This is a genomic window from Ruegeria sp. TASC047, from assembly GCF_059612445.1.
In genome coordinates this window covers 1-16,711 of sequence record NZ_JBXWQP010000034.1, presented here as the reverse complement: position 1 = coordinate 16,711, position 16,711 = coordinate 1, and the positions used below count along the sequence as shown (strand labels likewise).

11 protein-coding genes are annotated in these 16,711 nt (G+C 52.6%); 1 reads left to right on the top strand and 10 read right to left on the bottom strand.

Annotation, left to right across the window (positions count from 1 at the left end; all coding sequences use genetic code 11):
• Window positions 1-388 precede the first annotated feature (388 nt).
• Window positions 389-1,018: a hypothetical protein gene (locus AC2FLO_RS13490; RefSeq protein ID WP_496753734.1), complete on the top strand. Its 630-nt coding sequence runs from the start codon at window positions 389-391 to the stop codon at window positions 1,016-1,018.
• A gap of 68 nt (window positions 1,019-1,086) precedes the next feature.
• On the opposite strand, the gene urtA is transcribed toward AC2FLO_RS13490, so the two are convergent.
• The 10 genes from urtA to AC2FLO_RS13440 all read right to left on the bottom strand — a co-directional run bounded on the left by urtA (window position 1,087) and on the right by AC2FLO_RS13440 (window position 16,414).
• A complete protein-coding gene (gene urtA, locus AC2FLO_RS13485) occupies window positions 1,087-2,331 on the bottom strand; it encodes an urea ABC transporter substrate-binding protein (protein WP_496753746.1) in 1,245 nt (414 codons plus the stop codon).
• A 64-nt stretch (window positions 2,332-2,395) separates the two neighbouring features.
• Window positions 2,396-3,421: a pentapeptide repeat-containing protein gene (locus AC2FLO_RS13480; protein ID WP_496753735.1), complete on the bottom strand. Its 1,026-nt coding sequence runs from the start codon at window positions 3,419-3,421 to the stop codon at window positions 2,396-2,398.
• 28 nt (window positions 3,422-3,449) lie between these two features.
• Window positions 3,450-7,367 (bottom strand): response regulator, encoded by a 3,918-nt coding sequence (locus tag AC2FLO_RS13475; RefSeq protein ID WP_496753737.1) that lies wholly within the window; start codon window positions 7,365-7,367, stop codon window positions 3,450-3,452.
• Window positions 7,368-7,380: 13 nt separating this feature from the next.
• The gene (locus tag AC2FLO_RS13470; RefSeq protein WP_496804258.1) at window positions 7,381-8,217 is read right to left on the bottom strand and encodes a type IV pili methyl-accepting chemotaxis transducer N-terminal domain-containing protein; all 837 of its coding nucleotides are present in this window, start codon (window positions 8,215-8,217) and stop codon (window positions 7,381-7,383) included.
• 101 nt (window positions 8,218-8,318) lie between these two features.
• Window positions 8,319-9,566, bottom strand: a complete 1,248-nt coding sequence (locus AC2FLO_RS13465) for an ammonium transporter (protein WP_496804250.1) — start codon at window positions 9,564-9,566, stop codon at window positions 8,319-8,321.
• A gap of 76 nt (window positions 9,567-9,642) precedes the next feature.
• On the bottom strand, window positions 9,643-10,893 hold the full coding sequence (locus AC2FLO_RS13460) for an ammonium transporter (protein WP_496804249.1): 1,251 nt from the start codon (window positions 10,891-10,893) through the stop codon (window positions 9,643-9,645).
• 43 nt (window positions 10,894-10,936) lie between these two features.
• On the bottom strand, window positions 10,937-11,302 hold the full coding sequence (locus AC2FLO_RS13455) for a response regulator (protein ID WP_085641541.1): 366 nt from the start codon (window positions 11,300-11,302) through the stop codon (window positions 10,937-10,939).
• Between the two features lie 48 nt (window positions 11,303-11,350).
• Window positions 11,351-12,847 carry a response regulator gene (locus tag AC2FLO_RS13450; protein WP_496755231.1) on the bottom strand — a complete coding sequence of 499 codons (1,497 nt, stop codon included), beginning with the start codon at window positions 12,845-12,847 and terminating at the stop codon, window positions 11,351-11,353.
• Window positions 12,844-14,580 (bottom strand): hypothetical protein, encoded by a 1,737-nt coding sequence (locus tag AC2FLO_RS13445; protein ID WP_496755233.1) that lies wholly within the window; start codon window positions 14,578-14,580, stop codon window positions 12,844-12,846. Before AC2FLO_RS13445 ends, AC2FLO_RS13450 begins: the two co-directional genes overlap by 4 nt.
• Window positions 14,573-16,414, bottom strand: coding sequence for a mechanosensitive ion channel domain-containing protein (locus tag AC2FLO_RS13440; RefSeq protein WP_496804257.1), 1,842 nt, complete (start codon window positions 16,412-16,414; stop codon window positions 14,573-14,575). Before AC2FLO_RS13440 ends, AC2FLO_RS13445 begins: the two co-directional genes overlap by 8 nt.
• Window positions 16,415-16,711 lie beyond the last annotated feature (297 nt).

The following is a 16,711-nucleotide window of genomic DNA, read 5'->3' as shown; positions in this document are numbered from 1 at the left end:
TTTGCCGCCGTTCGTCCCGTCGTTCAGATGCTAAGACCAGCAATGAACTTTGATCGGAAAGAGATGGGACTGCCATCGATCAAACGCAAGGAAAAAATTCCAAACATATAAATGGCTTATACAGAATCTGTGATGCTTTTGATTTGTTCTCAATTTGGTGGGTGGGAACTGCCAGTGTCCGAAAAGCCATCTGTGATGCCTCGTTAGTCTCAACTGGGCAACGGGTTCAGCCCGGAGGCCTAAGTCAGGCAGAGCTTGTCGCTGGTTTCCTCAGCGTGCCACATGAGTTATCAAACAAGATAGTCCCGTCGCAGGACTACCATCTTGCCACTCGCCATAAATGGGAGTGATTCAGTCAGATCGGGTTCCCGAGGAGGGCCACTAGCGTATGAGAAATGTCATCAGAATTGGCGTTTTGTCTCAACCAGAGCTTCCCAAGCAGCTTGAGCCCATGATTGAAGCTATATTTCGGGAGCAGTTCAGAAAATTACTCTCAATCGTCGGGCCAAAAAACTTAGCTTTGGTCAGTTCAGTCGAATGTAAGGTTCGTGAATTAGCATGTATCTCTGCTGTTGAGGAGGGTTTGACTCTCGAACTTGAGCCGTTTGAAACACCTGGAGAGGGTAGTGAAGAGGAGGCTGAAACTATGGCCAAGATACACGCTATTCTAGAAAAACAGCCAAGTACAACTGAATTAGAAGAGCGCATTCCGGATATGGCGCTGGCTAAATTTTGTGACATAATGTTTCTTGTTTTTGATAAATCAGCCCCGGATCAGTTGTCCAGATTGGAAGAGTTACATAGACTCTTTTTTGCGAATAAAGCGAAGGATACAAGATTGGAGAAACTAATAATCGATGTGAATTGCCCAAAGCGTTGGAGCGCCGACGCTGATGGCGAGGTCTACTTCGATTATGTCACGCGAGCATCAGGGCAGCTTGGTGTATCCTCCGAAGTCGAGATTCCAAATCAATTGATAAAGGAATGGAAAGATACAGTTTCCGCTACGCCTCACTAGGAACACTACATACAATCCGAAAAAAGACTATGAGAGTGGTCGCTTCGGCGCTACATGATTGCCAACGGCTAATAATTTGACCGGATCTGAACACAGGTCTCTGTGTCAGTTCTGTACATCCCGCAACCAAGGTCTTTCCAATCCGAGATAAGAACGGCGGATTCAGGCAGATAGTCCGTCCATGCATCGCCAGGGATTTCCTCGGTTTGGCTGATGATATCGAACTGCCCATCAGCCTGGATTTTGCCAATCAGAACAGGCTTGGAAAGGTGGTGGTTCGGCAGCATCACGGCTGTTCCGCCTGTCAGGTTCGGAAACTCCTGCCCGTACATAGCGTTCCGCACAGCATCCACATTAGTGGTGCCAGCTGAAGTTACGGCATTGATCCACATATTGAATCCAATGTAGTGCGCCTCCATCGGATCGTTGGTCACGCGCTCTTCGCCCATGCGCTCCTTCCACGCCGCCACCCAGGCTCCGTTGGCTTCGGCTTCGGCAGTCTGGAAGTAGTTCCAAGCCGCAAGGTGACCGACCAGGTTCGACGTGTCGAGGCCAGAGAGCTCTTCTTCGCCGACCGAGAAGGCAACTACTGGAATGTCATCGGCAGAAACACCTGCAGCCGCCAGCTCTTTGTAAAAGCCCACATTGGCGTCCCCGTTAATCGTCGAGATTACACCGACTTTCTTGCCGTCGGCGCCCAAGGCAACAACATCGGCAACAATCTTGGACCAGTCGGAGTGGCCGAAGGGCGTGTAGTTCACGAAGATATCGTCAGAGGCGATACCCTGCTGCTGGAGATAGCTTTCGAGGATGTTGTTCGTTGTCTGCGGATATACATAGTCGGTTCCCAGAAGCACGAATTTCTCAACTTCCAGTTCTTCCAGGAAGTAATCTGTGGCCGGGATCGCCTGCTGGTTCGGCGCGGCGCCGGTGTAGAAGACGTTCTTCGACGACTCCTCGCCCTCGTACTGCACCGGGTAGAAGAGAAGGCCGTTAAGCTCCTCGATGACCGGCAGGACCGATTTCCGCGACACCGAAGTCCAGCTTCCGAAAAAGACGTCGACCTCGTGCACTGTCAACAGTTCACGTGCCTTTTCGGCAAAGAGCGGCCAGTCTGACGCCGGATCGACGACTACAGCTTCGAGCTCGCAGCCCAGAACGCCGCCAGCCTCATTTTGGATATCGATGAGCATTTCCATCGTATCCTTAAGAGTGGTTTCCGAGATCGCCATCGTTCCGGACAGCGAGTGCAGTACGCCAACCTTGATCGGACAGTCTTGGGCTGCGACGGGAGAGGACAAGCCAATCAACATGGCAGCAAATCCGCCAAAGCGATTGCGCTTGAACGTCTTGCTCCAGATTAATCGCAGCATATTGCTAGCTCCGTCGAGCAATTGTGTTTGCAATGATCGAGAGAAGAAGGCCAAGAGTAAAATATCCCAAAACCACTTCGCTAATGACCAGAATTTCCCCGTATACGTTCTCAGCTGTTACGTCTCCATATCCCAGTGTCGTGTATGTAACCAGCGAAACGTAGAAGGGCGTAAACCAGCTTTGTGCCGAGTTTGAGTAGTCCAGCATACCCCACCCTAGCCACATATCGAACGAATAAATAACTCCATAAAGTGTCGCGAGAACGAATGCATAAATCCCCACTTTTAGAAGACTACGTCCATGATCAAAAAGCCCCCATGCTTTGAACAATGCCAGTTCGACGGACTTGGCAAATCCCTTAGGCATCTTTGAAATAGAAGCTTCCAGTGTATCTATGTAGTCTTGATCTCTGGCGTCTCGTACAAACAGCGCGTTACCGTAAACCGAGTCAAGGCCGCGAATCCCAAGATAGCATCCGCTCATATCTCTAAGGCTTCCATAGACCACGCCGGTCACATTGGCCCCTTCAACTCGAGCTGTGCTGAGTGACGCGCAAGAGATATTTGCATCTTCTAGACAGGTATCTCGAAGGTCGGCATTTGCTAGGTTTGCATTACTAAGGTCCGCACCAGTGAGATCCGCCCCCACAAGATTTGCGCCACGCAAGTCTGCGCCAGAAAGATCAGCTTGCGTCAAGTCGGCGCCCTCAAGGTTCGCAGCTGTCAAGGTGGCTGCGGTAAGTTTCGCCTTGTAAAGTCCAGCGCGTGAAAGATCCGCCCCTGAAAGCTCCGCGCGATCCATCTTTGCGTGCTTTAAGTTTGCAGATGACAGTCTGGCTTCGAAGAGGTCTGTGCCGGTGAGGTTAAATCCTGAAAGGTTGCGTTCCGCTAGGTCCGCCTCGGAAAGGTCGGCCCCGGCGAAGACGGCAGAAATATCATGGTGACTTGAGAGGAAAAGCTCCCAGTTCGTTACTTCACCTTTAAGTGCCTGTAATGCCTCATCAAGCCCAGGAGCCTGTTTGCCAGCCATTTCTTTCAAATCAAGAATCCCTTACGCTCTATCGATGAATCAGCGAGAGTATTTCTTCCAATACGCCCTCCACATCTCCGCCAGACTTTTGCACGACATCGCTAACACTAGTCTGTAGGCGTTTGTGGTCTTCGGTGTTCAGTTCCATCGCTGTAACAATAATTATTGGGCAATTGGCTGAGGGGTGTTCGCTTGATCTGAGGCGCTCGAGAAACTCAAAACCGTCCATGACCGGCATCATAAGATCAAGCAGAATAAGTTCGAATTCATGTTTTTCTGTTTTTCCAAGTGCTATTTTGCCATTCTCCGCTTCATCGACTTTCCAGCCGTCGCCTTGAAGAGTGCGCACCATGGTTTCGCGGGCAGCCGGGTCGTCTTCAACGACAAGTGCTGTCTTTTGACCTTTCGACGCATACTTTTTGACAAGCCCCGACAGCTTGCCTCGGTCAACAGGTTTTTGAAGGGCTTCAACGGCACCAAGTGAATAGCTCATGGCCTTGTCTCCAACCATCGAAATCATGACTACCGGAATATCCTTGAGATTGTTGTCAGCCTTCAGCTTACGAAGCACTGTCCAGCCGTCCATTCCAGGCATCATGACGTCGAGTGTAATGAGAGAAGGGTGGTGCTTCGCCGCAAGTTCAAGGCCTTCGCCGCCACTCTTGGCTAAAAGAACTGCACAACCCTCTGCTTCCAGGCGTTTCTTGAGCAGTTCTCGAGCTGATGCCTCATCATCAATGACAAGGACCGTGTTCAGAGATGACGCCTCTTCAATTGGTTGATTTGAAGAGGTTTTTGTGTCCGGGTCCGATGAATAATGCTCGGGCGTTGGATCCGAAATGCTCGCCTCCTCTTCAAGACCTGCATGCTTCTTTTTGGCTTTCTTCGGCAGCGTGACGATAAAACTCGACCCCTTTCCAACAGTACTTTCGACACGGATGCTGCCACCCATCATTTCGCAGAACCTTTTCACGAGCGCGAGCCCCAGGCCGGTTCCGCCATAGTCACGTGTGGTAGATTCATCCGCCTGAGAAAACTCCGAGAAGATATGCTCAATTTTGTCTTCAGGAATGCCAATTCCTGTATCGGAAACAGCAAACCGAATTGCAGGCTCATTCGATATGGAGGCCGCGTTTGCGGAAAGAGTAATCTTTCCTTCCTTTGTAAACTTCGCTGCGTTGGAGATCAGATTGAAGAGAATCTGACGAATTTTCGTAACATCGCCGTGCATGGTGCCTAAATCCTGATCGATATCCAGAATGAGTTCATTGGCATTCTTTTCGATAAGGCTGAGTGCTGTACTGGCAACGTCTTCTGCAATGTCCTTGACGGCGATGTCTTCAAGGAAAAACTCCATTTTTCCAGCTTCGATCTTGGAGAGGTCGAGAACGTCGTTGATCAGGGACAATAGATGCTTGCCAGCGTTGGTGATCTTGTTCAGATCGCCGAGCATCTCTTCCAGCCCGTCATCTTCAGCATCCTCAGCCAACATCTCTGAGTATCCAATGATCGCATTCATCGGTGTGCGAAGTTCATGGCTCATATTTGCAAGGAACGCGCTCTTGGCTTCATTGGCTCGTTCGGCCTGCTCGCGCGCCTCCTCGGCTTGCCGTTCCAGTTCAAGGCGTTCAGTTATGTCCTCAACAAGCCCGATATAGAAGATTTCATCTCCGACTTGAACTTCTTCAACCCGCGCTTCCAGTTTAAATACCGACCCATCTTTTCGAACGGCGTTGACGATCCGACTTTGACCAACGACCGTTGACGACGCGCCATGAATACGGCGTTCGAGATAAAGGTCGTGCTCAACGGCCACGTGTGTTTCCATCAGGATCTTGATGTTCTTTCCAATGACGTCCGACGCGTAGTAACCAAATATCTGCTCTGCAGCCGAGCTGAATGTCTCAATGGTCCCTTTTCTGTCGATCGAAACGATACCAATGGGACTGGATTCAATAATCTTCGATATTCTCTGCTCACTAAACGCGAGCTCGCTTTGAATCTTCTGCAAGTTTTCATTCTGTTCCAGGAGCTCTGCTTCGTTGCGCTTGATTGTGGTAATATCGGTAACGACCCCGACGAGTCCTCCTCCTTTTATTGGCGTCGTTCTGATCTCAATCGTTCGGCCTGACGTCGTACTGAGGACAACATTCGACGAATGTCCCTCGGCAAGAGTTTCTAGCCGCGTGCGGATTAGCTGTTCAGTATCTCCGAGCCCGTAGTCACCGTTTTCCGCGTGCCAACGAATGACCTCCTCTTCCGATTGCCCTGGTTCGACCAACCTTGAGGGCATTGCAAACATCTCGGTGTAGCGCTCATTGGCCAGGACATAATTCATGTCGGCATCAAGCATATAAATGCCGTTCGACATTTTCGATAACGCCAGCTCCAGTTGTGCCGACGCTTCGTTGAGTTCGGTGGTGCGTGCGGCTACTGTCTCTTCCAGTGTGGTCTTTTGATTTTCAACTTGCTCAAGAGACCGAATGATCGATAGGCGTAATGCTTCGAAATTCTGCGCTAGCTCACCGATCTCGTCGCTTGTCTGCACCATAATAGGCTCGTCCAATTCACCAGCAGCTAGTTTCGTAGCACTGCCAGACAGCAATCGAAGCGGTCGTGTAAGCGAAATTGAAAATAGATAGGAAGCATAGATTGCGATGGCCAGAACTATCGAGGCAACCAAGATCAGTCGGTCAATCAGTTGGTTCGCATCGCGCAGGGCTTCTTCGCGATCGATCTCGCTCATAATGACCCAATCTAGTCCCGACAACTCAAGCGGACGATACGAGGACAAGACCTCGACATTTCTGTAGTCGGGAAAGATTTCTGTTCCGGTGCTTCCTGCGAGAGCTGCCCGCGTTCCAATAGTGTCGACCTCTTGCAGGCCGACCGAACTGTTGGTGCGTTCAATCTGTTCAACGATCGAGCTCGAACTGCCAACCTCTCCGATCAACTTCAGATACTCTTCGCGATCTTCGATCAGGAATCTTGACTGATTGCGCAAGAGCTTGTCACGGCCAACAAGATATGTTTCGCCAGATTCACCCAAACCAACATCGCTCCATGCCTCGTTGGAAGTCATGATCGCGTTGATCCCGCTGAGAGGAAGTTGTACGGCAAGCACCCCAATCGGTATTGGCCCATCGTAAACGGGCAGAGCGGCGAAAGCCGCCGGTGCATTGAATGAGGGGACATACGGTTCGAAATCGGCGAAGATGACTTGACCAGGTCTGGCAGCCATCGCTGCCGTTACTGCCCGTGCGAGGTTCGTGTTTGAATGCGGGCCGTAGAATAGGCTCGTGCCAAAATCGATTTCACGTTCAACGGAGTACACGATGCGGCCATCATCAGGCTCGATCAGAAAGACGTCGTAAAAACCGAATTCGTTCTGAAATTCGTTTAATGGCTGATCCAATCTTGAAAATGCAGACCCAAAATATGTTTCAAACTGCGACTCATTCACAAGTCGTGGATCAACAATGTACTGGTTCTGAAGAAATGCCCCCAAGGGATCATTTGGCAACAAGCTATCAATGACCGCGTCGTCGGCGCGGGTTCCTGTTTCCGCCTCATACCGCCCACGAAAGTCCTCAAGATAGAATTGAATCAGATCGTCTTGATATTCTTGCGCTACAAGATCTTCGGATGTTTTCAGATAAACGATCCCGCGCCGAAGTTGTTGAAGATGATCTTTCAACGATGCGCTCTGCGAAAGAAACCTGAGCTCATTCTCGACTTGCGAAAAATAACCTTCAATTTGCTGCGCCTTAAGTTCGCGGACGGCTGTCAGTCTTTCGAACGCCGCACGCTTCAGGGCTTCGTTTGACGAGTATCCAGCCAATACAGCCGCGATACAGACAGCAGCCATGGATATGACTATGCTGATTGCCGCCAGCTTGGTGCCGATCGTCAACCCCAGCCGTGGTGTTTGCCTTTCAGTCGTCATATCTGGGTTCCCTTCATTCGGCGGCCTCTTCATAAAGCAGGACGATTTCGTTCATCCTCGTGAGAAGTTCTTCTGCTCTTTCGTTGAGATGCAGGATATGTTCTGCGGACCCTTCTTCTGTGATCCGTTTGGCCGTTGAGATGCGCTCCTTTAGCGCAGCCCAGTCAACTTGAACTGAGTTGAGACGTTCAATGATCGGCTGTGATTTTGCACCTTGCAGCGCTCCGGGGGTTACCCGGTGCAGAATATTCAGCGATAGGCTGAACCTGTTCATGGTTCTGAAAAGTTCCTGGCGAGTGTCACCTGATATCGCGGAACTCCGCGTCAGGCACGACAGCAAAACCAATCTTTGAGTGAACATGCGCTGTCGACCCGAGATATTGATGAGCATTGCCATCTGCTCGGATAGCTCTGCGCTTTTGTAGACCCTCTCGATCAGGTTGACCGCGGCATCCATTTCGGTAAGGGCAAGACCGTTGAGGTCCGAAATCGCCCGAAGATGCTCTTGCTCGACGCGTCGGCGCTCGATTGCATCACGGATGGTCTGACCATACGGGGCAAAGGCATTGTTCGCTCGTGTCAGCGCACTCAAAACCGAGGCATTGGTTTCCGGCTCAAGTCCGAGCTCTTCGTCTCCGTACTTCAGCCCAGCTTCGGCTGTCTGATGAAGCGCCAGTGTCTCTGCAGCATCCGCTAGAAGTGGGGCTGGATCGGGGTTCTGATAGGCAAGACAGACAAACTTTCCGGCTCGCTGGATCAGCATCCGCTGGCGGCCTGACAAGTTGATTCTGCGGGGCCCATCAGAACGCTCCGCTTGCGCGAGGAGATCCGTCGGATGCACAAAAAGCATCGAGGCAAAGATGCTCCCGCCCATGAGTATCGCCCGGCGTTTGAAGAGCTTCCGGGAAGACTCCATTCCATCATTTCCCGTTATGTTGGCAGAGTTCTTGTTCATGGCCGTGTTCCAACGGGCGTTGATATCGAAGCTTGCAGCTCGCTCTCCTGATGAATTCCAAGCTCAGCGATATTGAGCCCTGCGATCTCTTCCTCTTCGGTTACCCTGAATCGGAAAACCGCGTTACCAGCCGAGAATACGAGAAGGGCCACTCCGAAGGTCCAGATGCCGTAGACAAGCACGCCCAGACCTTGAACACCGATCTGTTCGAGGCGGCTCAGCCCTGTGCCAAGGGTTTCGAGATCACCGTAGAGGCCAGTCGCCAGAGTGCCCCATATCCCGGCCCCCAGGTGCACAGGGATTGCTCCGACCGCATCGTCGATCTTCAGGGTTTCGAGGATCTGGCTGAAGAAGACGACAATCATGCCACCAACCAGGCCAATCAGGGCGGCGGACCCTGTCGAGACGGCGAAACAGTTCGCGGTAACCGCAACAAGTCCGCCTAGTGCGCCATTGATGAACTGATCCACATCGAGCCGCTGATTGACCGCGTAGCGAAGCCCCCCGGCCGAGATAGCACCGACACATCCTCCGACGACCGTGTTGATGAGAATAGAAGGTACAGTTTCGTCCAGCACCAATGTGCTTCCGCCATTGAAGCCCAGCCAGCCGATGAAGAGAAGAAGAGCTCCAAGTGTGGCGGTGGGCATGTTCGAAGGGGTGATAGTGTGGGCGCCAGAGCCGTCATCAAAGCGCCCCAAGCGCGGGCCCACAATCAAGACGAGCGCGAGGCCCGCCCAACCCCCAACGCTGTGAACCACCGTCGACCCGGCAAAATCCACAAAACCCAACTCTGCAAGCCAGCCTGACGCCTCGTACGATCGCCCGGCCCAGCTCCAGTGCCCAGCAATCGGGTAGAGGAACCCCGATACGATCACAGCGACGAAGAGATAGGCACCGAACTTCATCCGCTCCGCGACAATCCCCGAGAGGATCGTGACCGACGTCGCGCATAACATCAACTGGAACAAGAAGAAGACAGCAAGAGACGGGGAGGCCTTTGCAAAGTCGAGGGAGAACAGATCCGATCCGATCCACCCTTGATAGCTCAGCCCATACATCAGTCCGAAGCCCAGGAACCAGAACGTCAGAGCCGAAACACAGAAGTCACAAAAGTTCTTGATGGCGACGTTGATATTATTTTTCGACCGGGTCATTCCGGTTTCGAGGCAAAGAAAGCCCGCTTGCATCAAGAACAATAGGGTAGTGGCGATGATCACCCAAAGCAGATCAATGCCCTCCATCAATCGATCCTCTTCTGGAAAAAGCGAGGGCCTTGCAGCAGCTTTATATTCGCGAAATATCGAGCTTGAAGAAGTTTCATCTAGCGCTCTCCAAGAAATGTCTTTCTACAATCGGCAACTCACTTTCGTGCTGCATCCCATGTTCTGAGATATTGAGCCCTGCGATCTCTTCCTCTTCGGTTACCCTGAACCGGAAAACCGCGTTACCAGCCGAGAATACGAGAAGGGCCACTCCGAAGGTCCAGATGCCGTAGACAAGCACGCCCAGACCTTGAACACCGATCTGTTCGAGGCGGCTCAGCCCTGTGCCAAGGGTTTCGAGATCACCGTAGAGGCCAGTCGCCAGAGTGCCCCATATCCCGGCCCCCAGGTGCACAGGGATTGCTCCGACCGCATCGTCGATCTTCAGGGTTTCGAGGATCTGGCTGAAGAAGACGACAATCATGCCACCAACCAGGCCAATCAGGGCGGCGGAGCCTGTCGAGACGGCGAAACAGTTCGCGGTAACCGCAACAAGTCCGCCTAGTGCGCCATTGATGAACTGATCCACATCGAGCCGCTGATTGACCGCGTAGCGAAGCCCCCCGGCCGAGATAGCACCGACACATCCTCCGACGACCGTGTTGATGAGAATAGAAGGTACAGTTTCGTCCAGCACCAATGTGCTTCCGCCATTGAAGCCCAGCCAGCCGATGAAGAGAAGAAGAGCTCCAAGTGTGGCGGTGGGCATGTTCGAAGGGGTGATAGTGTGGGCGCCAGAGCCGTCATCAAAGCGCCCCAAGCGCGGGCCCACAATCAAGACGAGCGCGAGGCCCGCCCAACCCCCAACGCTGTGAACCACCGTCGACCCGGCAAAATCCACAAAACCCAACTCTGCAAGCCAGCCCGATCCACCTGTGCCGTCAAGGCCAGCCCAGCTCCAGTGCCCTGCGATCGGGTAGAGGAACCCCGATACGATCACAGCGACGAAGAGATAGGCACCAAACTTCATCCGCTCCGCGACAATCCCCGAGAGGATCGTGACCGCGGCCCCGCAAAACATCACCTGGAATAAGAAGAAGACAGCAAGAGACGGAGAGGCCTTTGCAAAGTCGAGGGAGAACAGATCCGATCCGATCCACCCTTGATAGCTCAGCCCAAACATAAGCCCAAAGCCGAGCGTCCAGAATACAAGCGTAGACAGACAGAAATCCGCGAGGTTCTTGATCGCGACGTTGATGCTATTTTTTGAGCGCGTCATCCCACTCTCTAGGCACAAGAAACCACCCTGCATCAAAAAGACCAGGGCACTGGCAAAAATGACCCAGAGCAGATCGACGTCCGCCATCAGGCAACCAGCCAGAGCTTGCGCCTATGAGAACCTTGCCTCGTCACGCGTTCAGCCACCCTTCAATCTTTTCTAGAAGTCGCTTTATGTCGACCGGCTTGGTGTCATAGTCGTCGCAGCCAGCACCTAAAGCCTTATCGCGATCACCAGCCATAGCATGTGCAGTCAGTGCGATAACCGGAATGCTCTTTGTTTGGTCGCTGGCTTTGAGGTGCCGTGCTGCGTCCCAGCCATCCATGACCGGAAGGCTCATATCGAGCAGAATAATGTCGGGGCTTTCCTCTGAGGCCATCTCGACACCGCGCTGGCCGTCAAACGCCATCACGACGTCGTAGCCTTTCTTCTTGAGCCTGCGAGACAGCATGTCTCGATTCATCTCATTGTCTTCAACCAGAAGAATTTTCGCCATCTTGTCTTCCCTTCCTTTTCTTCTTCACCGGATCATCGGAACGACGCCTCAGGCGGCGTCTGTTCGCGCCGACGTATCTTCTGCTAGCCGAGCCTCAACGAGTTTTCGCAGATGCATCTCGAGCATCGTGTCGAGCTGTTCCTCGGTTTCAAACATATGAAAGGCTCCGATATAGGAGCCGTCTTCGCCAATCAGCCAGCGATCGAGATACTGGCTGAGCTTGTCGATCTGGTCGAGCCTGTCGAGAACCACGTCACGATCCTCGAGCGATAACGTCGGTGCCCCCTGTTTTCGGTAGAGTAGCATCTCCGGAGAGCCTTTTTGCTTGAAACCGCTTAGGGCGTCCTCGAATTCGAATGCCGTACCAGACTCATATCGGGTTCCGTCGGGTCTCAGGATCGTATCGGGTAGAGGTGAGCCGATGCGAGACCAAAGAATACCGACGTAGATTTCCGTCTCATGCGGTGGGTGGATCTGAGCCTGGAAGGTCTCAGAAGCCAGCATGGGTTCCTCTTCCCAGAGGATTGGGATCAGATAGGCACGTCCAAAAAACTCCTCGTTGAGACGCCCAATCACAGTCTTTGCCACTCGCCGCTCAGGAATGACGTCGCCTGGTGAGGATATGAAAATCCGGAACTGCCTTGAGATGTTCTGACGAAGGCGCACCTTTTCGAGGCATGCGCTGATCCGAGCTTGAAGCAGGATTGGATTGAAAGGCTTGAAGATGTAGTCTTCTGCACCTTGCAGGATACATTCGACCATCATCCCGATATCGTCAGATGCAGATAACATGATGACTGGGATTGTGCGCAGGCGAGATGACGACTTCATTCGTTGCAGGGTCTCAAGACCCGACAGGCCGGGCATCATGTAGTCGAGCAGGACGAGATCAAATCGCTCAGTTTCAAGTAGGGCAAGAGCCTCCTCACCGTTGGAAACTACCCGTGCGGAGTAGCCCATGCGCTTTACGCGCCGCTTGAGCAATTCTCGGTTGGAAATGTCATCGTCGACGACCAGAATCTCTCCGCCTTGGCCGATTTCGCTGGTTATAACCTGAGTGTTCTGCTCAGTAGTGGGTATGTTTTTTTTCTTTGGGCTAGTTTCTTTATAGGCGCTTTTTTCAAGTAGACGCTGCGGGATCGCTTCAACCAAATTCAAAGCAGCCCGGCCCGCTTCAGAAATTTTTTCAATGTCAGAGATAAACTCGTTTTCGTCGAGGTCTGTCGCCTCCTCGAAGATCATTTCCGAATAGCCGTTTATGTGGTTGAGTTGCATTCGAAACTGAAACTGAGCCTCGCTTACATTGACTTCTTCAGGCGACGCCGTCGTGGCTCCCAAGAAATCTTCTATAAGCGCAAGCATTTTTTGGCCTGCATTCTGGATGGCTTGCAGGTCTCCCGAAAATGTCTTCAGGAGATCAGGCGGCAGATCCTCCTCAATCATCTCGGCGTAGCCGATGATATGGCCTACCGGTGTGCGAATGTCGTGGCGCAACTTGGAAAGTTGTGCCTTGAAATCGCTGCTATCCTCCACTTTCTTCATCATCCAGCTGATGGCGGCTCATGTTCGCGGTGGTAGCGGTGCGTGCTCCACTGAACCACGTCCATGAGCGAGCGTTCGGCCAAATCCGCGATCACATCCTGGGCGTGGATAGGATCGGAAATCGCTTCGAGACGCCGCTCTGCAAGTTCGAACAGCTCTCCCTGATTTGCGTACTGCCAGAGCAGTTCACGCGTCGCCATCTTCGTTTGGTAGATTTCCCATATTGCAAGCCAAAGCGGCAAAAGCCCCATGAGGAAGACGACAAGGGTCTTGCCATCAAGGTCGCCGATATGGAAACCGTAAAGTGACTTCTTGAAGAAGAGCAGCGAGACGGCACCGAGAAACGCTGCGAGAAACAGGAATTTCTTTACTGTTTCGAGACGCTCGTGCTCACCGTGTAACTGGTGATGCTTTCGTGAAAAATAAGCCGCTTGATCCTTGACCCATCTTTCTGATACCGCCGCAACCCTTTCTTTCGCAGGGACAGTGCTTTCATAGGTCAAAGGTTCTGTGCATCGGATTGCATCGCCAATCCATCCGAAGCCCTTGAAACGCTCAATACTGGTCAGTCGGAAAAGCCGCCGCGTCTGGCCTGTTGCACCACCTCCAGACAAGACGAGGAAAAATCGGATGCGGAGTGCCTCGGCCAGCGCACGGAAGGCGAGGTGACGTCCAAACCAGCCGCGCCTCGAGCCAATGGCGAAAAGTATGAAACCTCCCGCAAACAGAGCTACATAAGCGATGAGAAACAGTTTCAGTGCGGCAATCTTCGCATAGAGCAGAAATGTCAGCCCCATCAGGGCGGCCATTAGGCCGAAGAGCTTAAAGAGACGATCCGATTGACGCTGATTTGCGAGGGCAAGTTGATCCGCACGGACGAAATCCACGTCAATCGATGATGTGACTTCTGATACCTTGATGTCATCGGGGGTCGAGATCGGATAAGCGGTCAAATCGGTGCCGGTAGCTGTATCACGTTCGATGGCATACTGGTCAAACTCGCTCCAGCGCTCCAGTACGAAGTCAGGGATTTGCGGCAGGCGACAGATAAGGCCGGTAGCACCCGCCTGTACCAGATAGCTTGTCTGCACGTCGCCGTGCTCAACTTCACTCGCCTGCCTAGGCGTTTCAATCCAAATCGCGAGGTCCGATTGGTCATCTGCCAACCCGGCGTCGACAACCGCTTCGAGTTTGCGGGCCTGCCGTGCCTGCGGCTCTGAACCAGAGAGGTAGCGAACGACAACGTCGGACGATCCGCCAGTCAGACCCGTCACCTCTCCATCCCAAAGAGCAACTAGGACATTCGAACGCCTGACAAGGTAATCCATGAGCCGTGCGTAGAGGGCATCACGAGCCGCGCCCTCTTTGCAGTCGTCCTCCCCGGTCCCGTGAGGGAGTGGTAACTCCTCTACTTTGACGCGCGCGTCATCCAAAAGTCTGATTAGGTTGGAATGGGCTTCGCCCTCAAAGTCAGCCTCGTAGAGCGCGCGGGGCATTGGCAGAACTGCGCGCACGGGCAATCCTATCTCAATCGCGACTTCGGTTGCGATTGTATCGGCGCCCTGAGCCAATCCGGTCACAAGCTCGACCGGGAGGGCTACAAACCGGTCTTTTAGAGCCTCGAGTTCATTTCGCAGCGTCGCGCGTATGTCGGCAACTGCATCATTATGAATGTCCCGGTGCCCTGTGAGACCAATGGAGAATACGAACCCAGATTTTGCCACTTCGTCACCCATTCCGCTCTCTATTAACTTTTTGCGCCCATTTTGGCACCTCCAAGTCGAGCCGTTTTGAGATGTCCACAATCGCCTCACATTCCTTCGCTGTTGGGGTTCCGTGAACCCCCATCATCCCTACTGCAATAGCATGGACAATTTGTGGTCCGCCCTTCATCTCGCTTGCACGGTCGAGCGTCGTAAATACTGGGCCATCCCGGACCATAACATCGTCCGATGCTGCAAACTCGCGAAACAACTCCAACCCGTGATTAATATCCATGTGCCTGAGCAAGTTCGCCTCAGCCATAGTTTGCCGGAGAAACACTTCCTCATCTTCGTCAACATCGCCCCTGCAAGCCGCTATGATTCCGGCGCCCGCCATTGTTGCCTTTAGAATATCTTCGTGCCGTACCTTGGATGATAGAAGGCTCATGAAGTGGTGCAAAGCCGGGCGTTCCAGTAATTCGTCCACGTTTTGGCGTAGCTCTTCAGAGAGCTTGCGACGTTCTTCAGCATGCAGTGCGGTCAAATGCTCTTTGCGTGAAATTTCTGCATCCCTTTCGCGCCGCTGGGTGCGCGCCGCGAGTGTGTCTTGAAGCTTTAATCGAATTTCTGGTTGGTCGGACATTAAGCTTCGCATCGACTCGTCAGGGAGGTGAGCGACCACCGAATAATGTTCTGCCTGTGCGAGATAAATCCGAGGAGCCGCGTCCAAGAAACTTTGCAGCCCAAAGATCTCTCCGGACGGGCAATTCTCGACTTTGACCTCGTTCACTCCCTCTTCGTCTATTCGCTGGTGAAGCGCGACATTTCCACTAAGGACGAAATAGAGCCCATCTGACGGTTCGCCCGGCTTATAGAAGCAAGCCGGTGGATTGAGAGGTATAATTCTAGCGTCATCTGCCAGCCGCGCCAGGTCTTCGTCGGTGCACTCCGCGAAGATTTCTGATTTCCCAAGCTGGGTGGCGACCTTGTCTTTCCCGAAATCAGCGGCGCCATCCCGGTCGAGTTTCTCCCACTCGTCGCCGGTACCCAGCCAATGTCGGTTGATCGCGATACGAAGACGATGTTTCCTCATCGCGCTCCAGATTGCCATGACCATCTCATTTTGCGCGTCCCACCAATGATCGTCGTCATCGAAATGGAAACGAACCCTAATTTCGATTCCCTCGTTCGTAATTTCGAGCATATTGAAATCAGGCTTAGGATCGCGACGGACAAATCGGGAGCACTCAAGCTCCTTGGCAATGGCACGAATGGCGAGCTCTGGTGGAGACGACAGTTCTAAAGTGAATTTTAAGTAGTATCTAAACCGACCAGTGGGTTCACTAAAGTTCAGGATAGTTCGTTCAGCAACGCCACTGTTGGGGAAAATATAAAGCGAATCTGTGTGCGGATTCTTCACCGATATCGACCGCCAGTTGATTTCGTAGACTTGGCCATAAACACCGTCGATCTCGACATAGTCGCCGATACGCAATGCCTGAGTGGCGTTGAGAGCCACTCCGGAGAAGACTTCCTTAAGGGTCGATTGTGCCGCGAATCCAAATACAAGGGCGACGACGCCAGAGGTGGCCAATAGACCTCCGACAGGCTCATCGTACACAAAGTGCATCACCAGAAGGATGGCGATCAAATAGAACGTGACCCCGACGCCTTCCGTGACAATGATGGGAACCTTCCTTTCGCCGTAATCCGAGAGTAACCCGCCCCAAAGAACGAGGCGAACCACGCCGTTCAAGAGAAACGCTACACTGATGGCAATGGCCGCAAGTACCGCTCTCTCAGTCGACTCGACAAGGGTCTCAGCTTTGGCAAATCGGAGCCCGGGTTCGATCGAGATATAGAGCACAATCAGCAAACCAATGATTTCCGCTGATGCGCGGACACGATGGACCCGGCCTGACACATATGCAGTCGCGGCTCGCACCAACAAAAAAGTTGTGCATGCTAGTAAGGCAAACAAGCCCAGAGCAGGTATAATTATTGATATTCCCTCGATTTTCCTGCCCACCCCGTAACATTCTAAAATCAGAATGAATTTGTCACGAAATTGTGATAATGGTCAACTGTGTCTGACGTCAGCACCAATGGGACAGTTTTGGTCGATTTGATAAGAGAGGGTTTCTGGCTCATCGTAACCGCCAAG